General features: G+C 59.5%; 25 protein-coding genes. All 25 read left to right on the forward strand.

What is annotated here, in order from left to right; translation table 11 throughout:
* Positions 1-64 precede the first annotated feature (64 nt).
* The 25 genes from rpoC to rpmD all read left to right on the forward strand — a co-directional run bounded on the left by rpoC (position 65) and on the right by rpmD (position 17,652).
* Complete coding sequence (rpoC, locus tag AC1RB9_RS03440) at positions 65-4,264, forward strand: DNA-directed RNA polymerase subunit beta' (protein ID WP_003093745.1); 4,200 nt, start codon at positions 65-67, stop codon at positions 4,262-4,264.
* 151 nt (positions 4,265-4,415) lie between these two features.
* Positions 4,416-4,787 carry a 30S ribosomal protein S12 gene (gene rpsL, locus AC1RB9_RS03445; protein WP_003093744.1) on the forward strand — a complete coding sequence of 124 codons (372 nt, stop codon included), beginning with the start codon at positions 4,416-4,418 and terminating at the stop codon, positions 4,785-4,787.
* A gap of 99 nt (positions 4,788-4,886) precedes the next feature.
* Positions 4,887-5,357 (forward strand): 30S ribosomal protein S7, encoded by a 471-nt coding sequence (gene rpsG, locus AC1RB9_RS03450; protein ID WP_003093742.1) that lies wholly within the window; start codon positions 4,887-4,889, stop codon positions 5,355-5,357.
* A 30-nt stretch (positions 5,358-5,387) separates the two neighbouring features.
* The gene (gene fusA, locus AC1RB9_RS03455) at positions 5,388-7,508 is read left to right on the forward strand and encodes an elongation factor G (RefSeq protein ID WP_003093741.1); all 2,121 of its coding nucleotides are present in this window, start codon (positions 5,388-5,390) and stop codon (positions 7,506-7,508) included.
* Positions 7,509-7,538: 30 nt separating this feature from the next.
* On the forward strand, positions 7,539-8,732 hold the full coding sequence (gene tuf, locus AC1RB9_RS03460; RefSeq protein ID WP_003115146.1) for an elongation factor Tu: 1,194 nt from the start codon (positions 7,539-7,541) through the stop codon (positions 8,730-8,732).
* A gap of 156 nt (positions 8,733-8,888) precedes the next feature.
* A complete protein-coding gene (gene rpsJ, locus AC1RB9_RS03465; RefSeq protein ID WP_003103876.1) occupies positions 8,889-9,200 on the forward strand; it encodes a 30S ribosomal protein S10 in 312 nt (103 codons plus the stop codon).
* Between the two features lie 82 nt (positions 9,201-9,282).
* Positions 9,283-9,918: a 50S ribosomal protein L3 gene (rplC, locus tag AC1RB9_RS03470; RefSeq protein ID WP_003103877.1), complete on the forward strand. Its 636-nt coding sequence runs from the start codon at positions 9,283-9,285 to the stop codon at positions 9,916-9,918.
* A gap of 13 nt (positions 9,919-9,931) precedes the next feature.
* Positions 9,932-10,534 carry a 50S ribosomal protein L4 gene (gene rplD, locus AC1RB9_RS03475; RefSeq protein WP_003093737.1) on the forward strand — a complete coding sequence of 201 codons (603 nt, stop codon included), beginning with the start codon at positions 9,932-9,934 and terminating at the stop codon, positions 10,532-10,534.
* Positions 10,531-10,830, forward strand: coding sequence for a 50S ribosomal protein L23 (gene rplW / locus AC1RB9_RS03480; RefSeq protein ID WP_003093736.1), 300 nt, complete (start codon positions 10,531-10,533; stop codon positions 10,828-10,830). Before rplD ends, rplW begins: the two co-directional genes overlap by 4 nt.
* Positions 10,831-10,841: 11 nt before the next feature.
* Positions 10,842-11,663, forward strand: a complete 822-nt coding sequence (gene rplB, locus AC1RB9_RS03485; RefSeq protein WP_003103878.1) for a 50S ribosomal protein L2 — start codon at positions 10,842-10,844, stop codon at positions 11,661-11,663.
* A gap of 16 nt (positions 11,664-11,679) precedes the next feature.
* Positions 11,680-11,955, forward strand: coding sequence for a 30S ribosomal protein S19 (rpsS, locus tag AC1RB9_RS03490; RefSeq protein WP_003093734.1), 276 nt, complete (start codon positions 11,680-11,682; stop codon positions 11,953-11,955).
* 12 nt (positions 11,956-11,967) lie between these two features.
* Positions 11,968-12,300: a 50S ribosomal protein L22 gene (rplV, locus tag AC1RB9_RS03495; RefSeq protein ID WP_003103908.1), complete on the forward strand. Its 333-nt coding sequence runs from the start codon at positions 11,968-11,970 to the stop codon at positions 12,298-12,300.
* Between the two features lie 12 nt (positions 12,301-12,312).
* Positions 12,313-12,999, forward strand: coding sequence for a 30S ribosomal protein S3 (gene rpsC / locus AC1RB9_RS03500; RefSeq protein WP_003093727.1), 687 nt, complete (start codon positions 12,313-12,315; stop codon positions 12,997-12,999).
* An 11-nt stretch (positions 13,000-13,010) separates the two neighbouring features.
* Entirely contained in the window at positions 13,011-13,424 is a 414-nt protein-coding gene (gene rplP / locus AC1RB9_RS03505) for a 50S ribosomal protein L16 (protein WP_003093723.1), read from the forward strand.
* Positions 13,424-13,615: a 50S ribosomal protein L29 gene (gene rpmC / locus AC1RB9_RS03510; protein WP_003093720.1), complete on the forward strand. Its 192-nt coding sequence runs from the start codon at positions 13,424-13,426 to the stop codon at positions 13,613-13,615. Before rplP ends, rpmC begins: the two co-directional genes overlap by 1 nt.
* A 2-nt stretch (positions 13,616-13,617) precedes the next feature.
* Complete coding sequence (gene rpsQ, locus AC1RB9_RS03515; RefSeq protein ID WP_003093717.1) at positions 13,618-13,884, forward strand: 30S ribosomal protein S17; 267 nt, start codon at positions 13,618-13,620, stop codon at positions 13,882-13,884.
* Between the two features lie 23 nt (positions 13,885-13,907).
* Positions 13,908-14,276 (forward strand): 50S ribosomal protein L14, encoded by a 369-nt coding sequence (rplN, locus tag AC1RB9_RS03520; RefSeq protein WP_003093714.1) that lies wholly within the window; start codon positions 13,908-13,910, stop codon positions 14,274-14,276.
* Positions 14,277-14,288: 12 nt separating this feature from the next.
* Entirely contained in the window at positions 14,289-14,603 is a 315-nt protein-coding gene (gene rplX / locus AC1RB9_RS03525; RefSeq protein ID WP_003093711.1) for a 50S ribosomal protein L24, read from the forward strand.
* A 19-nt stretch (positions 14,604-14,622) separates the two neighbouring features.
* Positions 14,623-15,162: a 50S ribosomal protein L5 gene (gene rplE / locus AC1RB9_RS03530; RefSeq protein WP_003093703.1), complete on the forward strand. Its 540-nt coding sequence runs from the start codon at positions 14,623-14,625 to the stop codon at positions 15,160-15,162.
* 13 nt (positions 15,163-15,175) lie between these two features.
* A complete protein-coding gene (rpsN, locus tag AC1RB9_RS03535) occupies positions 15,176-15,481 on the forward strand; it encodes a 30S ribosomal protein S14 (protein ID WP_003093701.1) in 306 nt (101 codons plus the stop codon).
* Between the two features lie 189 nt (positions 15,482-15,670).
* Positions 15,671-16,063: a 30S ribosomal protein S8 gene (rpsH, locus tag AC1RB9_RS03540; protein WP_003093700.1), complete on the forward strand. Its 393-nt coding sequence runs from the start codon at positions 15,671-15,673 to the stop codon at positions 16,061-16,063.
* A gap of 11 nt (positions 16,064-16,074) precedes the next feature.
* Entirely contained in the window at positions 16,075-16,608 is a 534-nt protein-coding gene (rplF, locus tag AC1RB9_RS03545; protein ID WP_003093699.1) for a 50S ribosomal protein L6, read from the forward strand.
* 10 nt (positions 16,609-16,618) lie between these two features.
* The gene (gene rplR, locus AC1RB9_RS03550; protein ID WP_003093698.1) at positions 16,619-16,969 is read left to right on the forward strand and encodes a 50S ribosomal protein L18; all 351 of its coding nucleotides are present in this window, start codon (positions 16,619-16,621) and stop codon (positions 16,967-16,969) included.
* Positions 16,970-16,972: 3 nt separating this feature from the next.
* On the forward strand, positions 16,973-17,473 hold the full coding sequence (rpsE, locus tag AC1RB9_RS03555; protein WP_003093697.1) for a 30S ribosomal protein S5: 501 nt from the start codon (positions 16,973-16,975) through the stop codon (positions 17,471-17,473).
* A 2-nt stretch (positions 17,474-17,475) separates the two neighbouring features.
* Complete coding sequence (gene rpmD / locus AC1RB9_RS03560) at positions 17,476-17,652, forward strand: 50S ribosomal protein L30 (RefSeq protein WP_003093696.1); 177 nt, start codon at positions 17,476-17,478, stop codon at positions 17,650-17,652.
* The last annotated feature ends 1 nt before the right edge of the window (position 17,653 follow it).

Genomic DNA, 17,653 nt, shown 5'->3' on the forward strand with positions numbered 1-17,653 from the left:
ACGTGACGCTAGACGGTGCGGCTGGTCAAGGCCGGTCGCACCGGGTCCGTGAGGAGGAAAGGCCTTGAAAGACTTGCTTAATCTGTTGAAAAACCAGGGTCAAATCGAAGAGTTCGATGCCATCCGTATTGGCCTGGCTTCGCCCGAGATGATTCGTTCCTGGTCTTTCGGCGAAGTTAAAAAGCCGGAAACCATCAACTACCGTACCTTCAAGCCGGAGCGCGACGGCCTGTTCTGCGCCAAGATCTTCGGCCCGGTGAAGGATTACGAGTGCCTGTGCGGCAAGTACAAGCGCCTCAAGCACCGCGGTGTGATCTGCGAGAAGTGCGGCGTGGAAGTCGCCCTGGCCAAGGTGCGCCGCGAGCGCATGGGCCACATCGAGCTGGCTTCGCCGGTTGCCCACATCTGGTTCCTGAAGTCGCTGCCGTCCCGTATCGGCCTGCTGCTGGACATGACCCTGCGCGATATCGAGCGCGTGCTCTATTTCGAGAGCTACGTGGTGATCGATCCGGGCATGACCACCCTGGAAAAGGGCCAGCTGCTGAACGACGAGCAATACTTCGAGGCCCTCGAAGAGTTCGGTGACGATTTCGATGCTCGCATGGGCGCCGAAGCCGTTCACGAACTGCTCAACGCCATCGACCTGGAGCACGAGATCGGCCGCCTGCGCGAAGAGATTCCGCAGACCAACTCGGAAACCAAGATCAAGAAGCTGTCCAAGCGCCTGAAGCTGATGGAAGCCTTCCAGGGCTCCGGCAACAAGCCTGAGTGGATGGTCCTGACCGTCCTGCCGGTGCTGCCGCCGGACCTGCGTCCGCTGGTTCCGCTGGATGGCGGTCGCTTCGCGACTTCCGACCTGAACGACCTGTATCGTCGGGTGATCAACCGTAACAACCGTCTGAAGCGCCTGCTCGACCTGGCTGCTCCGGACATCATCGTGCGCAACGAAAAGCGCATGCTGCAGGAAGCCGTCGACGCCCTGCTCGACAACGGCCGTCGCGGTCGCGCCATCACCGGCTCGAACAAGCGTCCGCTGAAGTCGCTGGCCGACATGATCAAGGGCAAGCAAGGTCGCTTCCGTCAGAACCTGCTCGGCAAGCGCGTGGACTACTCCGGTCGTTCCGTGATCACCGTGGGCCCGACCCTGCGCCTGCACCAGTGCGGTCTGCCGAAGAAGATGGCCCTGGAGCTGTTCAAGCCGTTCATTTTCGGCAAGCTGGAAGGTCGTGGTATGGCCACCACCATCAAGGCCGCCAAGAAAATGGTCGAGCGCGAGCTGCCCGAGGTCTGGGACGTTCTCGCCGAAGTCATCCGCGAGCATCCGGTTCTCCTGAACCGTGCGCCGACCCTGCACCGTCTGGGCATCCAGGCGTTCGAGCCGGTCCTCATCGAAGGCAAGGCGATCCAGCTGCACCCGCTGGTCTGCGCCGCGTACAACGCCGACTTCGACGGTGACCAGATGGCCGTCCACGTTCCGCTGACCCTCGAGGCCCAGCTGGAAGCGCGCGCGCTGATGATGTCCACCAACAACATCCTGTCGCCCGCCAACGGCGAGCCGATCATCGTTCCGTCGCAGGACGTGGTAATGGGTCTGTACTACATGACCCGTGAAGCGATCAACGCGAAGGGCGAGGGCATGGCCTTCGCCGACCTGCAGGAAGTCGACCGCGCCTACCGCAGCGGCCAGGCGTCCCTGCACGCTCGCGTAAAAGTGCGCATCAACGAAAAGATCAAGGGTGAAGACGGCCAACTGACCGCCAATACCCGTATCGTCGACACCACCGTCGGTCGCGCGCTGCTGTTCCAGGTCGTTCCGGCCGGCCTGCCGTTCGACGTGGTCAACCAGTCGATGAAGAAGAAGGCGATCTCCAAGCTGATCAACCACTGCTATCGCGTGGTGGGTCTGAAGGACACCGTCATCTTCGCCGACCAGCTGATGTACACCGGTTTCGCCTACTCGACCATTTCCGGCGTGTCCATCGGCGTCAACGACTTCGTCATCCCGGACGAGAAGGCGCGGATCATCAACGCCGCCACCGACGAAGTGAAGGAGATCGAGAGCCAGTACGCCTCCGGCCTGGTAACCCAGGGCGAGAAGTACAACAAGGTGATCGACCTGTGGTCGAAGGCCAACGACGAAGTGTCCAAGGCGATGATGGCCAACCTCTCGAAAGAGAAGGTCGTCGATCGCGAGGGCAAGGAAGTCGACCAGGAGTCCTTCAACTCCATGTACATGATGGCTGACTCGGGTGCGCGGGGCTCCGCGGCCCAGATCCGTCAGCTGGCAGGTATGCGTGGCCTGATGGCCAAGCCGGACGGCTCGATCATCGAGACCCCGATCACCGCGAACTTCCGGGAAGGCCTGAACGTACTCCAGTACTTCATCTCCACCCACGGTGCTCGTAAGGGTCTGGCGGATACCGCGCTGAAGACCGCGAACTCCGGTTACCTGACCCGTCGTCTGGTCGACGTGGCCCAGGATCTGGTAGTGACCGAGATCGATTGCGGTACCGAGCACGGCCTGCTGATGTCGCCGCACATCGAAGGCGGCGACGTGGTCGAACCGCTCGGCGAGCGCGTGCTCGGCCGTGTGATCGCGCGCGACGTGTTCAAGCCGGGCAGCGACGAGGTCATCGTGCCGGCCGGCACCCTGATCGACGAGAAGTGGGTCGACTTCCTCGAAGTGATGAGCGTCGACGAAGTGGTGGTGCGTTCCCCGATCACCTGCGAAACCCGTCATGGCATCTGCGCCATGTGCTACGGCCGCGACCTGGCCCGTGGCCATCGCGTCAACATCGGCGAGGCGGTCGGTGTCATCGCTGCCCAGTCCATCGGTGAGCCGGGCACCCAGCTGACCATGCGTACCTTCCACATCGGTGGTGCGGCCAGCCGGACCTCCGCGGCCGACAACGTCCAGGTGAAGAACGGCGGCACCATCCGCCTGCACAACCTGAAGCATGTGGTTCGTGCCGACGGCGCGCTGGTCGCGGTTTCCCGTTCCGGCGAACTGGCGGTTGCCGACGACTTCGGTCGCGAGCGCGAGCGCTACAAGCTGCCGTACGGTGCGGTGATCTCGGTCAAGGAAGGTGACAAGGTCGACCCGGGCGCTATCGTCGCCAAGTGGGACCCGCACACCCACCCGATCGTCACCGAGGTGGACGGTACCGTGGCCTTCGTGGGCATGGAAGAGGGCATCACCGTCAAGCGTCAGACCGACGAACTGACCGGCCTGACCAACATCGAAGTGATGGATCCGAAGGACCGTCCGGCTGCCGGCAAGGACATCCGTCCGGCCGTGAAGCTGATCGATGCCGCGGGCAAGGACCTGCTGCTGCCGGGTACCGACGTACCGGCGCAGTACTTCCTGCCGGCCAACGCCCTGGTCAACCTGACCGACGGCGCCAAGGTGAGCATCGGTGACGTTGTCGCGCGTATCCCGCAGGAAACCTCGAAGACCCGTGACATCACCGGTGGTCTGCCGCGCGTTGCCGACCTGTTCGAGGCTCGTCGTCCGAAAGAGCCTTCGATCCTGGCGGAAATCAGCGGCACCATCTCCTTCGGCAAGGAGACCAAGGGCAAGCGCCGCCTGGTCATCACGCCGAACGATGGCAGCGATCCGTACGAGGAGCTGATTCCGAAGTGGCGTCACCTGAACGTGTTCGAAGGCGAACAGGTGAACCGCGGCGAAGTCATCTCCGACGGTCCGAGCAACCCGCACGACATCCTGCGCCTGCTGGGCGTGAGCTCGCTGGCGAAGTACATCGTCAACGAGATCCAGGACGTCTACCGTCTGCAGGGCGTGAAGATCAACGACAAGCACATCGAGACCATCCTGCGTCAGATGCTGCGCAAGGTCGAAGTCAGCGAGTCCGGCGACTCCAGCTTCATCAAAGGCGACCAGGTGGAACTCACCCAGGTGCTGGAAGAGAACGAACAGCTCGGTACCGAGGACAAGTTCCCGGCCAAGTACGAGCGCGTTCTGCTGGGTATCACCAAGGCTTCCCTGTCGACCGAGTCGTTCATTTCCGCGGCGTCGTTCCAGGAGACCACCCGCGTCCTCACCGAGGCGGCGGTCACCGGCAAGCGCGACTTCCTGCGTGGTCTGAAAGAGAACGTGGTCGTGGGTCGCCTGATCCCGGCCGGTACCGGTCTGGCTTACCACAGCGAGCGCAAGCGTCAGCGCGACCTCGGCAAGCCGCAGCGTGTGAGTGCCAGCGAGGCGGAAGCCGCACTGACCGAAGCGCTGAACTCGAGCGGTAACTAAGCATCAACGACAAGCCCCGGCTATCCCGATAGCCGGGGCTTTGTCTTGACGGTGTACAAGAACCTCTTTACTATTTTGTACCCCGAAAATTGGCAGGGCGCATGCTCTGTCATTTCGTTTGTGTGTCGTAAGACAATCAGTGGAGCTATAGATGGCAACTATCAACCAGCTGGTGCGTAAGCCGCGCAAGCGCATGGTCGACAAGAGCGACGTGCCTGCGCTGCAGAACTGCCCGCAACGTCGTGGCGTATGCACCCGCGTATACACCACCACGCCGAAAAAGCCGAACTCGGCACTGCGTAAGGTATGCCGTGTACGTCTGACCAACGGTTTCGAGGTTTCCTCGTACATCGGTGGTGAAGGTCACAACCTGCAAGAGCACAGCGTAGTGCTGATCCGTGGCGGTCGTGTAAAGGACCTTCCGGGTGTGCGTTACCACACCGTGCGCGGTTCGCTGGACACCTCGGGTGTCAAAGACCGTAAGCAGGGTCGTTCGAAGTACGGCGCCAAGCGTCCGAAGTAATAGCGTTTTTATATTTATCTGAGTCGATAAGAGTAAGGTCGGGCGTAACTTGACTGTTATGGTCCCGGGCTAACCTGAAGACCGTTTGAGGGCTTATCAATGCCAAGACGTCGTGTAGCGGCCAAGCGTGAAGTGCTGGCTGATCCGAAATACGGAAGCCAGATCCTGGCCAAGTTCATGAACCACGTGATGGAAAGCGGCAAGAAAGCCGTTGCCGAGCGTATCGTTTACGGTGCGCTGGACAAGGTGAAGGAACGCGGCAAGGCCGATCCCCTGGAAACCTTCGAAAAAGCTCTCGATGCCATCGCTCCGCTGGTCGAAGTGAAGTCCCGCCGCGTAGGTGGTGCGACTTACCAGGTTCCGGTCGAAGTCCGTCCGTCCCGTCGTAATGCCCTGGCCATGCGTTGGCTGGTGGACTTCGCCCGCAAGCGTGGCGAGAAGTCCATGGCTCTGCGCCTGGCTGGCGAGCTGCTGGATGCCGCTGAAGGCAAGGGCGCAGCAGTCAAGAAGCGTGAAGACGTGCACCGTATGGCAGAGGCCAACAAGGCCTTCTCGCACTACCGGTTCTAATCGCGCTGCCCAACCCCCGAGGACCTTATTGTGGCCCGTACTACACCCATCAACCGCTACCGTAATATCGGTATCTGTGCCCACGTTGACGCGGGCAAGACCACCACCACGGAGCGGGTTCTGTTCTATACCGGCGTCAACCACAAGCTGGGCGAAGTGCATGACGGCGCTGCGACCACCGACTGGATGGTGCAGGAGCAGGAGCGCGGTATCACCATTACCTCCGCTGCCGTTACCACCTTCTGGAAGGGCTCGCGCGGTCAGTACGACAACTATCGCGTAAACGTCATCGACACCCCCGGCCACGTAGACTTCACCATCGAGGTGGAGCGTTCCCTGCGTGTACTGGACGGCGCTGTCGTGGTGTTCTGTGGCACCTCCGGCGTAGAGCCGCAGTCGGAAACCGTATGGCGTCAGGCCAACAAGTACGGCGTACCGCGCATCGTCTACGTCAACAAGATGGACCGCCAGGGCGCGAACTTCCTGCGCGTCGTCGAGCAGATCAAGAAGCGCCTGGGTCATACCCCGGTTCCGGTCCAGCTCGCCATCGGCGCTGAAGAGAACTTCGTTGGTCAGGTCGACCTGATCAAGATGAAGGCCATCTACTGGAACGATGACGACAAGGGCATGACCTACCGCGAGGAAGAAATTCCTGCGGAGCTCAAGGACCTGGCCGAAGAGTGGCGTTCCAGCATGGTCGAGGCTGCGGCCGAAGCCAACGAAGAGCTGATGAACAAGTACCTCGAAGAGGGCGAGCTCTCCGAAGCCGAGATCAAGGAAGGCCTGCGTCTGCGCACCCTGGCGTGCGAGATCGTTCCGGCCGTCTGCGGTTCCTCGTTCAAGAACAAGGGCGTTCCGCTGGTTCTCGATGCCGTCATCGACTACCTCCCGGCTCCGACCGAGATCCCTGCGATCAAGGGCGTCAGCCCGGACGACGAGACCGTCGAAGACGAGCGTCATGCCGACGACAACGAACCGTTCTCGTCCCTGGCGTTCAAGATCGCTACCGACCCGTTCGTCGGTACCCTGACCTTCGCCCGCGTTTACTCCGGCGTCCTGAGTTCCGGCGACTCCGTCCTGAACTCGGTGAAAGGCAAGAAAGAGCGCGTCGGTCGGATGGTGCAGATGCACGCCAACCAGCGTGAAGAGATCAAGGAAGTGCGCGCAGGCGACATCGCTGCCCTGATCGGCATGAAGGACGTCACCACCGGTGACACCCTGTGCTCGATCGAGAAGCCGATCATCCTCGAGCGCATGGACTTCCCCGAGCCGGTAATCTCGGTCGCTGTAGAGCCGAAGACCAAGGCTGACCAGGAGAAGATGGGTATCGCCCTCGGCAAGCTGGCCCAGGAAGACCCGTCGTTCCGTGTCAAGACCGACGAAGAGTCCGGTCAGACCATCATCTCCGGCATGGGCGAGCTGCACCTGGACATCATCGTCGACCGCATGAAGCGCGAGTTCGGCGTTGAGGCCAACATCGGCAAGCCGCAGGTTGCCTACCGTGAGACCATCACCAAGGACAACGTGGAGATCGAAGGCAAGTTCGTTCGCCAGTCCGGTGGTCGCGGTCAGTTCGGTCATTGCTGGATCCGTTTCTCGGCCGCGGACGTGGACGAGAAGGGCAACATCACCGAAGGCCTGGTGTTCGAGAACGAAGTCGTGGGCGGTGTGGTTCCGAAGGAATACATCCCGGCGATCCAGAAGGGTATCGAAGAGCAGATGAAGAACGGCGTCGTTGCCGGCTATCCGCTCATCGGCCTGAAGGCTACCGTTTTCGATGGTTCCTACCATGACGTCGACTCCAACGAGATGGCGTTCAAGATCGCTGCTTCCATGGCGACCAAGCAGCTGGCCCAGAAGGGCGGCGGCAAGGTGCTCGAGCCGATCATGAAGGTAGAGGTGGTGACTCCTGAGGACTACATGGGTGACGTGATGGGCGACCTGAACCGTCGTCGTGGTCTGATTCAGGGGATGGAGGACACGGTTTCCGGTAAGGTTATTCGTGCCGAGGTTCCGCTGGGTGAGATGTTCGGTTATGCGACCGACGTGCGTTCCATGTCCCAGGGTCGCGCGAGCTACTCCATGGAATTCTCCAAATACGCCGAAGCTCCGTCGAACATCGTCGAAGCGCTGGTTAAAAAACAAGGTTGATTCAGCCCTTTAAGTAAGAGGTTTACTGTCGTGGCTAAGGAAAAATTCGAACGTAACAAACCGCACGTCAACGTCGGCACCATCGGTCACGTTGACCATGGCAAGACCACTCTGACCGCTGCACTGACCAAGGTCTGCTCCGACACCTGGGGTGGTTCCGCTCGTGCTTTCGATCAGATCGACAACGCGCCGGAAGAAAAGGCCCGCGGTATCACCATCAACACCTCGCACGTTGAATACGATTCCGCTGTTCGTCACTACGCCCACGTTGACTGCCCCGGTCACGCCGACTACGTGAAGAACATGATCACCGGTGCTGCCCAGATGGACGGCGCGATCCTGGTTTGCTCGGCTGCCGACGGCCCCATGCCGCAGACCCGCGAGCACATCCTGCTGTCCCGCCAGGTAGGCGTTCCCTACATCGTCGTGTTCCTGAACAAGGCCGACATGGTCGACGACGCCGAGCTGCTGGAACTGGTCGAGATGGAAGTTCGCGATCTGCTGAACACCTACGACTTCCCGGGCGACGACACTCCGATCATCATCGGTTCCGCGCTGATGGCGCTGGAAGGCAAGGATGACAACGGCATCGGCGTAAGCGCCGTGCAGAAGCTGGTAGAGACCCTGGACTCCTACATTCCGGAGCCGGTTCGTGCCATCGACCAGCCGTTCCTGATGCCGATCGAAGACGTGTTCTCGATCTCCGGCCGCGGTACCGTGGTAACCGGTCGTGTAGAGCGCGGCATCATCAAGGTCCAGGAAGAAGTGGAAATCGTCGGCATCAAGGCGACCACCAAGACCACCTGCACCGGCGTTGAAATGTTCCGCAAGCTGCTCGACGAAGGTCGTGCTGGTGAGAACGTTGGTATCCTGCTGCGTGGCACCAAGCGTGAAGACGTAGAGCGTGGCCAGGTACTGGCCAAGCCGGGCACCATCAAGCCGCACACCAAGTTCGAGTGCGAAGTGTACGTGCTGTCCAAGGAAGAAGGTGGTCGTCACACCCCGTTCTTCAAGGGCTACCGTCCGCAGTTCTACTTCCGTACCACCGACGTGACCGGTAACTGCGAACTGCCGGAAGGCGTAGAGATGGTAATGCCGGGCGACAACATCAAGATGGTTGTCACCCTGATCGCTCCGATCGCCATGGAAGATGGCCTGCGCTTCGCGATCCGCGAAGGCGGCCGTACCGTTGGCGCCGGCGTGGTTGCCAAGATCATCGAGTAATCGCTGATCCTGCCATCAGAAAAGGGGCCCTCCGGGGCCCCTTTTTTCGTTCGTTGGTTAAATATTGACACCCTGTGGGGGCATCCGTACAATTGCGCCTCCTTTTAACGGGCGTAGTCCGTCCGTTGGGAATGGTAAATTGGAGTCTGAGGTCAAATGCAAAACCAACAAATCCGGATTCGGTTGAAGGCTTTTGACCATCGCCTGATCGATCAATCAACCCAGGAAATCGTGGAAACCGCGAAACGTACTGGTGCTCAGGTGCGTGGTCCAATCCCTCTGCCGACCCGCAAGGAACGTTTCACCGTGCTGATCTCTCCGCACGTCAACAAAGATGCGCGTGATCAGTACGAAATTCGTACACATAAGCGTGTACTGGACATCGTCCAGCCGACGGATAAAACCGTCGATGCGCTGATGAAGCTCGATCTTGCTGCAGGCGTTGAAGTACAGATCAGCCTCGGCTAATGCCTTCGGCATTGGTCGTGTAACGCTCTGAAATGGGCGGCCATAGCGGGTGAAAGCCCCGTACACTCAAGAGGTTTACAACATGACAATTGGTGTTGTCGGTCGTAAATGCGGCATGACCCGCATTTTCACCGAGGAAGGTGTCTCTATTCCGGTTACGGTCATCGAGGTCGAGCCGAATCGCGTCACCCAGTTCAAGACTGAAGAAACCGATGGCTACCGTGCAGTGCAAGTCACCGCCGGCGAGCGTCGTGCTTCTCGCGTTACCAAAGCGCAAGCTGGTCACTTTGCCAAGGCGAATGTCGCCGCCGGTCGCGGCGTGTGGGAATTCCGTCTGGGCGAAGAGCAGTATGCCGCTGGTGACCAGATCACTGTCGATCTGTTCCAGGCAGGCCAGATGGTAGACGTTACCGGCGAGTCCAAGGGTAAGGGCTTCGCGGGCACCATCAAGCGCTGGAACTTCCGTGGTCAGGATAACACCCACGGTAACTCCGTTTCCCACCGCGTCCCGGGTTCCATCGGCCAGTGCCAGACTCCTGGTCGAGTGTTCAAGGGCAAGAAAATGTCCGGTCATCTGGGTGCGGAGCGGGTAACCGTTCAATCCCTGGAGATCGTGCGCGTCGATGCTGAACGCAATCTTCTGCTGGTCAAGGGTGCCGTTCCCGGCGCTACCGGCGGTGATGTGATCGTGCGTCCGGCAGCCAAGGCTCGCGGTTAAGGGGGAAGCTGAGATGCAATTGAATGTGAACGGCGCTCAGGCTATCGAAGTCTCCGAGCGTACCTTTGGTGGCGAATTCAACGAGACCCTGGTGCACCAGGCAGTCGTGGCCTACATGGCTGGCGGCCGTCAGGGCAGCAAGGCGCAGAAGACTCGCTCCGAAGTCTCTGGTGGTGGCAAGAAGCCGTGGCGTCAGAAGGGCACCGGTCGTGCTCGCGCTGGCACCATCCGTAGCCCCATCTGGCGTGGGGGCGGCACCACTTTCGCCGCTAAACCGCGTAGCCACGAACAGAAGCTGAACAAGAAGATGTACCGCGCAGCACTGCGCTCCATCCTTGCCGAGCTCGTTCGTCTGGACCGTCTGGTCGTCGTTGCCGACTTCGCTGTCGATGCACCGAAAACCAAGGGCCTGGTTGCCAAGCTGGACACCCTGGGTCTGAAAGACGTGCTGATCGTGACCGATGGTGTCGACGAGAACCTGTACCTCGCTGCGCGCAACCTGGCGCACGTCGATGTACGTGATGTCCAAGGTTCCGACCCCGTCAGCCTGATCGCCTACGACAAGGTGCTGGTCACCGTGTCCGCCGTGAAGAAGTTCGAGGAGCTGCTGGGATGAACCAGGAACGCGTATTCAAAGTGCTGCTTGGTCCGCACATCTCCGAGAAAGCCACGGGTCTCGCGGACGGCAAGAGCCAATTCGTTTTCAAGGTTGCCACCGATGCAACCAAGCTGGAAATCAAGAAGGCCGTAGAAAGCCTGTTCAGCGTGAAGGTACAGCGCGTCACTACCCTGAACGTCAAGGGTAAGACCAAGCGCACCGCTCGCGGTCTGGGCAAGCGTAACGACTGGAAAAAAGCGTACATCGCTCTCCAGCCGGGCCAAGATCTCGATTTCGCCACCAGCGCTGAGTAAAGGGGTGCATCATGGCAATCGTTAAGTGCAAACCGACTTCCGCTGGTCGTCGCTTTGTCGTCAAGGTGGTGAATCAGGAGCTGCACAAAGGCGCTCCCTACGCACCGCTGCTGGAAAAGAAATCCAAGTCTGGCGGCCGTAACAACAACGGTCGTATCACCACCCGTCATATCGGTGGTGGTCACAAGCAGCACTACCGTCTGGTCGACTTCCGTCGCAACAAGGATGGCATCCCTGCCATCGTTGAGCGCGTCGAATACGATCCGAACCGCACTGCACACATCGCTCTGCTGAAGTATGCAGACGGCGAGCGTCGCTACATCATCGCCCCCAAGGGCGTTGCTGCAGGTGACCAGCTGATCTCCGGTATCGGTGCGCCGATCAAGGCAGGCAACAGCATGCCTCTGCGCAACATCCCGGTGGGTAGCACTGTTCATGGTATCGAGCTGAAGCCGGGTAAAGGCGCTCAGATCGCTCGCTCCGCTGGCGCTTCCGCCCAGCTGGTCGCGCGTGAAGGTGCGTACGTAACCCTGCGTCTGCGCTCCGGTGAAATGCGTAAAGTCCTGGCTGAGTGCCGTGCGACCCTGGGCGAAGTCTCGAACTCCGAGCACAGCCTGCGTTCGCTGGGTAAAGCCGGTGCTACGCGCTGGCGTGGTGTTCGCCCGACCGTTCGCGGCGTGGCGATGAACCCGGTCGACCACCCGCATGGTGGTGGTGAAGGCCGTACCTCTGCTGGTCGTCATCCGGTATCGCCGTGGGGTCTTCAGACCAAGGGTAAGAAGACTCGCTCGAACAAGCGTACCGATAACATGATCGTCCGCCGCCGCAAGTAAATAGAGGGATACCACAGTGCCACGTTCACTGAAAAAAGGTCCGTTTATCGATCTTCACCTGTTGAAGAAGGTCGAAGTCGCGGTGGAAAAGAACGACCGCAAGCCGATCAAGACCTGGTCGCGTCGTTCGATGATTCTGCCGCATATGGTTGGTCTGACCATCGCCGTGCACAACGGCCGTCAACACGTACCGGTTCTCGTCAACGAGGACATGGTCGGCCACAAACTGGGCGAGTTCGCCGCTACCCGCACCTACCGCGGGCATGCTGCGGACAAGAAAGCCAAGCGTTAAGGGGTAAGGAAGATGGAAGTAGCCGCTAAGCTGTCGGGCGCTCGTATCTCCGCCCAGAAAGCCCGCTTGGTCGCCGACCAGATCCGCGGGAAGAAGGTGGGCGAAGCGCTCAACCTCCTGGCTTTCAGCAGTAAGAAAGCCGCCGAGATCATGAAGAAAGTGCTGGAGTCGGCCGTTGCCAACGCTGAGCACAACGAAGGCGCCGATGTGGATGACCTGAAGGTCTCCACCGTCTTCGTCAACGAAGGTCGTTCGCTCAAGCGCATCATGCCGCGTGCCAAAGGCCGTGCTGATCGCATCGTGAAGCGGTCTTGCCATATCACGGTCAAGGTTGCGGACAAGTAACGGAGTCGACAGATGGGTCAGAAAGTACATCCCAATGGCATTCGCCTGGGTATCGTCAAGGAGCACACCTCCGTTTGGTACGCAGACCGCAAGAACTATGCGGATTACCTGTTTGCCGACCTGAAGGTGCGTGAGTACCTCCAAGACAAACTAAAAAGCGCGTCCGTAAGCCGTATCGATATTCATCGTCCGGCTCAAACCGCACGCATCACCATCCACACCGCTCGTCCCGGCATCGTGATCGGCAAGAAAGGTGAAGATGTTGAGAAACTGCGCCAGGACCTGACCAAGCAAATGGGTGTGCCCGTGCACATCAACATCGAGGAAATCCGCAAGCCGGAACTCGATGCCATGCTGGTTGCGCAGAGCGTAGCCCAGCAGCTGGAGCGTCGCGTAATGTTCCGTCGCGCCATGAAGCGCGCCGTACAGAACGCCATGCGCATTGGTGCCAAGGGCATCAAGATTCAGGTCAGCGGTCGTCTGGGTGGGGCTGAAATCGCCCGTACCGAATGGTATCGCGAAGGTCGTGTGCCCCTGCACACCCTGCGCGCCGATATCGACTATGCCACCTACGAAGCGCACACCACTTACGGTGTGATCGGTGTCAAGGTTTGGATCTTCAAGGGCGAGGTCATCGGTGGCCGCCAGGAAGAGCTGAAGCCGGTAGCACCCGCTCCTCGTAAAAAAGCTGCTAGGTAAGGAGTACGCAAATGCTGCAACCCAAGCGTACGAAGTTCCGCAAACAAATGACCGGCCACAACCGTGGTCTGGCTCATCGTGGTAGTAAGGTCAGCTTCGGTGAGTACGCACTGAAGGCCACTAGCCGTGGCCGCCTTACTGCTCGTCAGATCGAGTCCGCGCGTCGTGCGCTGACCCGTCACGTGAAGCGTGGCGGCAAGATCTGGATCCGCGTATTCCCTGACAAGCCTGTCACCAAGAAGCCCCTCGAAGTTCGTATGGGTAAAGGTAAGGGTGGGGTCGAGTACTGGGTAGCCCAGATCCAGCCGGGCAAGGTCCTGTACGAGATCGAGGGTGTTTCCGAAGAGCTGGCGCGTGAGGCTTTCGCCCTGGCTGCTGCAAAGCTGCCCCTCGCCACCTCCTTTGTTAAGCGGACGGTGATGTGATGAAAGCGAATGAACTTCGTGAAAAATCCGTTGAGCAGCTGAACGAGCAACTGCTCGGCCTGCTGCGCGACCAGTTCAATCTGCGCATGCAGAAAGCAACTGGCCAGTTGGGGCAGTCTCACCTGCTCTCGCAGGTTAAGCGCGACATCGCTCGCGTTAAAACTGTGCTCAATCAGCAAGCAGGTAAGTGATCATGGCTGAAGCTCAGAAAACCGTCCGTACGCTGACCGGCCGCGTCGTCAGCGACAAAATGGACAAGACCGTCACCGTACTGATCGAGCGTCGCGTCAAGCACCCGATCTACGGCAAATACGTCAAGCGTTCGACCAAACTGCACGCACACGACGAATCCAATCAGTGCCGCATTGGTGACCTGGTCACCATTCGCGAAACCCGTCCGCTGGCCAAGACCAAGGCCTGGACCCTGGTTGATATCGTTGAACGCGCGGTGGAAGTCTAAGGACTAGGGGTCGGAGAAATTATATGATTCAGACTCAATCCATGCTCGATGTCGCTGACAACAGCGGCGCGCGTCGTGTGATGTGCATCAAGGTGCTCGGCGGTTCCCACCGCCGTTACGCCGGCATCGGCGACATCATCAAGGTCACCGTCAAGGAAGCGATTCCGCGCGGCAAAGTGAAGAAGGGCCAGGTCATGACTGCCGTGGTCGTTCGCACCAAGCACGGCGTGCGTCGTACCGACGGTTCCATCATCCGCTTCGACGGCAACGCCGCCGTCCTGCTGAACAACAAGCAGGAGCCGATCGGCACCCGTATCTTTGGGCCAGTGACTCGTGAACTCCGTACCGAGAAGTTCATGAAGATCGTCTCGCTCGCCCCCGAAGTGCTGTAAGGAGTAGCCGTCATGCAAAAGATTCGTCGTGACGACGAAGTAATCGTCATTGCCGGCAAGGACAAGGGCAAGCGTGGCAAGGTGCTGAAGGTTCTCGCTGACGACCGTCTGGTCGTCGGCGGGGTGAACCTGATCAAGCGCCACACCAAGCCCAATCCGATGCTCGGCCAACAGGGCGGTATCGTCGAGAAGGAGGCGCCTCTGCACGTCTCCAACGTCGCCATCTTCAATACTGAAACCAGCAAGGCTGACCGCGTTGGCTTCAAGGTAGAAGACGGTAAGAAAATTCGTGTCTTCAAGTCGACCCAGAAACCGGTTCAGGCTTGAGGCTGCTAGGTAGATCACCATGGCACGATTGAAAGAAATTTATCGGAAGGAAATCGCGCCCAAGCTGAAAGAAGAGCTTCAGCTGGCGAACGTGATGGAAGTTCCGCGCGTTACCAAAATCACCCTGAACATGGGTCTTGGCGAGGCGGTCGGTGACAAGAAGATCATCGAGAACGCCGTAGCCGATCTGGAAAAGATCACTGGTCAGAAGCCGGTCGTGACTTACGCTCGTAAGTCCATCGCAGGCTTCAAGATCCGTGAAGGCTGGCCGATCGGCGTCAAGGTCACCCTGCGTAGCGACCGGATGTACGAGTTCCTGGATCGTCTGCTGTCCATCTCCCTGCCGCGCGTGCGTGACTTCCGCGGCCTGAATGCCAAGTCCTTCGATGGTCGCGGCAACTACAGCATGGGCGTGAAAGAGCAGATCATCTTCCCGGAAATCGATTACGACAAGATCGATGCGCTGCGTGGCCTGGACATCACCCTGACCACCACCGCTCGTACGGATGACGAAGGTCGCGCCCTGCTGCGTGCTTTCAAATTCCCGTTCCGTAACTGATTGGAGTAGGAACATGGCTAAAGAGAGCATGAAGAACCGCGAGCTGAAGCGTCAGCTGACGGTAGCCAAGTACGCCAAGAAGCGTGCCGAGCTGAAAGCGATCATCGCTAATCCGAACTCCTCTGCGGAAGAGCGTTGGAATGCCCAGGTCGCCCTGCAGAAGCAACCGCGTGACGCCAGCGCCAGCCGCCTGCGTAACCGTTGCCGCCTGACCGGTCGTCCGCACGGCTTCTACCGCAAGTTCGGCCTGAGCCGTAACAAGCTGCGCGAAGCCGCCATGCGCGGCGACGTACCGGGTCTGGTGAAAGCCAGCTGGTAATCGCAGCGAACGGTGTCGCCAGTCGGCACCGTTGATCGCGACATCGAATCAAGCCCCTCATGGGGCTTGATTCGTTTTGGCGTGATCTCTAGAATACCCGGCTCCCCTGAGCCTGGGTTTGTTTCGCCTGGCGTTTATGGGCGAATTGAAGTTGAAGGCTTATTCTTTTGTATCAGGAGCGTTAAGCCCATGAGTATGCAGGACCCGTTAGCAGACATGCTAACTCGCATCCGTAATGCCCAGATGGCTGAAAAGACCGTCGTAAGCATGCCGTCCTCGAAACTGAAAGCGGCGGTAGCCAAAGTCCTGAAGGACGAAGGCTATATTGCGGATTTCCAGATCAGCTCGGAAGTAAAACCCCAGCTGTCCATCGAACTGAAGTACTTCGAAGGCAAGCCTGTCATCGAAGAGGTCAAGCGCATCAGCCGTCCTGGCCTGCGTCAGTACAAATCCGTTGAGCAACTGCCGAAAGTTCGTGGCGGCCTCGGTGTGTCGATCGTCTCCACCAACAAAGGTGTGATGACCGATCGTGCTGCCCGTGCTGCTGGTGTTGGCGGCGAAGTGCTCTGCACTGTGTTCTAAGGGGAATCAGCATGTCTCGCGTTGCTAAGAACCCCGTCAAGCTGCCTGCCGGCGTTGAAATCAAACTGGCTGGTCAGCAACTGTCCATCAAGGGCGCCAAAGGTGCTCTGGAGCTCAAGGTCCATCCTTCGGTCGAAGTGATCCAGGACAGCGGTGAGCTGCGTTTTGCTGCGCGTAACGGCGACCAGCAGACTCGCGCCATGGCTGGTACCACCCGTGCTCTGGTGAACAACATGGTAGTCGGCGTCAGCCAGGGCTTCGAGCGCAAGCTCCAGCTGGTCGGCGTTGGTTACAAAGCGCAGGCCAAGGGCCAAGTGCTGTCCCTGTCCCTCGGCTTCTCCCATCCGGTTGATTACGAACTGCCGGCCGGCATCGTCGCTGAGACCCCCAGCCAGACCGATATCCTGATCAAGGGTATCGACAAGCAGCTGGTCGGTCAGGTTGCTGCCGAAATTCGCGACTTCCGTCCGCCGGAGCCTTACAAAGGCAAGGGCGTGCGTTACGCCGACGAAGTCGTCCGTCGTAAAGAAGCCAAGAAGAAGTAGGGCATAGCAAATGAGCGTCAAGAAAGAAACCCGTCTGCGTCGCGCTCGCAAGGCACGCCTGAAGATGCGCGAGCTGGAAACCGTACGCCTCTGCGTGTACCGCTCTTCCCAGCACATTTACGCCCAGGTCATTGCGGCCGACGGCGGTAAGGTCCTGGCCAGCGCCTCGACCCTGGACAAAGACCTGCGCGAAGGTGCCACCGGCAACATCGATGCAGCCAAGAAAGTTGGTCAACTGGTCGCCGAGCGCGCCAAAGCGGCCGGCGTCACCCAGGTGGCGTTCGATCGTTCTGGCTTCAAGTACCACGGCCGTGTGAAAGCGCTGGCTGATGCCGCTCGTGAAGGCGGACTGGAGTTCTAAGTTATGGCAAACAACGAGCAAAAGCGCGACGAAGGCTACATCGAGAAGCTGGTTCAGGTTAACCGCGTCGCCAAAACCGTAAAAGGTGGCCGTATCTTCGCTTTCACCGCACTGACCGTGGTGGGTGATGGCAAGGGTCGCGTTGGTTTCGGTCGTGGCAAGGCGCGTGAAGTGCCGGCCGCCATCCAGAAAGCAATGGAAGCCGCTCGCCGCAACATGATCCAAGTCGATCTGAACGGCACCACCCTGCAGTATCCGACCAAGTCCGCCCATGGCGCCTCCAAGGTGTACATGCAGCCGGCTTCGGAAGGTACCGGCATCATCGCCGGCGGCGCCATGCGTGCCGTTCTGGAAGTGGCTGGTGTGCAGAACGTCCTGGCCAAGTGCTATGGCTCCACCAATCCGGTGAACGTGGTTTACGCCACCTTCAAGGGCCTGAAGAACATGCAGGCTCCGGAAGCAGTAGCGGCCAAGCGTGGCAAGAGCGTCGAGGAGATTCTCTAACCATGGCAACTGTCAAAGTCACTCTGGTCAAGAGCCTGAACGGCCGTCTGGCCAACCACAAGGCTTGCGTCAAGGGTCTCGGCCTGCGTCGCATCAATCATACCGTCGAAGTTCAGGACACTCCTGAGAACCGCGGCATGATCAACAAGGCCTACTACCTGCTGCGTGTGGAGGGTTAAT

The organism is Pseudomonas sp. 20-5, assembly GCF_056782835.1.

Bases quoted from the DNA above. Each gene is read 5' to 3' on its own strand.
- rplD (WP_003093737.1), top strand. From the start codon at position 9,932: ATGCAATTGAATGTGAACGGCGCTCAGGCTATCGAAGTCTCCGAGCGT.
- rplB (WP_003103878.1), top strand. From the start codon at position 10,842: ATGGCAATCGTTAAGTGCAAACCGACTTCCGCTGGTCGTCGCTTTGTC.
- rplV (WP_003103908.1), top strand. From the start codon at position 11,968: ATGGAAGTAGCCGCTAAGCTGTCGGGCGCTCGTATCTCCGCCCAGAAA.
- rpsJ (WP_003103876.1), top strand. From the start codon at position 8,889: ATGCAAAACCAACAAATCCGGATTCGGTTGAAGGCTTTTGACCATCGC.
- rpmC (WP_003093720.1), top strand. From the start codon at position 13,424: ATGAAAGCGAATGAACTTCGTGAAAAATCCGTTGAGCAGCTGAACGAG.
- rpmD (WP_003093696.1), top strand. From the start codon at position 17,476: ATGGCAACTGTCAAAGTCACTCTGGTCAAGAGCCTGAACGGCCGTCTG.
- rplX (WP_003093711.1), top strand. From the start codon at position 14,289: ATGCAAAAGATTCGTCGTGACGACGAAGTAATCGTCATTGCCGGCAAG.
- rplF (WP_003093699.1), top strand. From the start codon at position 16,075: ATGTCTCGCGTTGCTAAGAACCCCGTCAAGCTGCCTGCCGGCGTTGAA.
- rpsG (WP_003093742.1), top strand. From the start codon at position 4,887: ATGCCAAGACGTCGTGTAGCGGCCAAGCGTGAAGTGCTGGCTGATCCG.
- rplE (WP_003093703.1), top strand. From the start codon at position 14,623: ATGGCACGATTGAAAGAAATTTATCGGAAGGAAATCGCGCCCAAGCTG.
- rpsC (WP_003093727.1), top strand. From the start codon at position 12,313: ATGGGTCAGAAAGTACATCCCAATGGCATTCGCCTGGGTATCGTCAAG.
- rplN (WP_003093714.1), top strand. From the start codon at position 13,908: ATGATTCAGACTCAATCCATGCTCGATGTCGCTGACAACAGCGGCGCG.
- rplC (WP_003103877.1), top strand. From the start codon at position 9,283: ATGACAATTGGTGTTGTCGGTCGTAAATGCGGCATGACCCGCATTTTC.
- rpsE (WP_003093697.1), top strand. From the start codon at position 16,973: ATGGCAAACAACGAGCAAAAGCGCGACGAAGGCTACATCGAGAAGCTG.
- rpsH (WP_003093700.1), top strand. From the start codon at position 15,671: ATGAGTATGCAGGACCCGTTAGCAGACATGCTAACTCGCATCCGTAAT.
- rplW (WP_003093736.1), top strand. From the start codon at position 10,531: ATGAACCAGGAACGCGTATTCAAAGTGCTGCTTGGTCCGCACATCTCC.
- rplP (WP_003093723.1), top strand. From the start codon at position 13,011: ATGCTGCAACCCAAGCGTACGAAGTTCCGCAAACAAATGACCGGCCAC.
- rpsQ (WP_003093717.1), top strand. From the start codon at position 13,618: ATGGCTGAAGCTCAGAAAACCGTCCGTACGCTGACCGGCCGCGTCGTC.
- rpsN (WP_003093701.1), top strand. From the start codon at position 15,176: ATGGCTAAAGAGAGCATGAAGAACCGCGAGCTGAAGCGTCAGCTGACG.
- rpsL (WP_003093744.1), top strand. From the start codon at position 4,416: ATGGCAACTATCAACCAGCTGGTGCGTAAGCCGCGCAAGCGCATGGTC.
- rplR (WP_003093698.1), top strand. From the start codon at position 16,619: ATGAGCGTCAAGAAAGAAACCCGTCTGCGTCGCGCTCGCAAGGCACGC.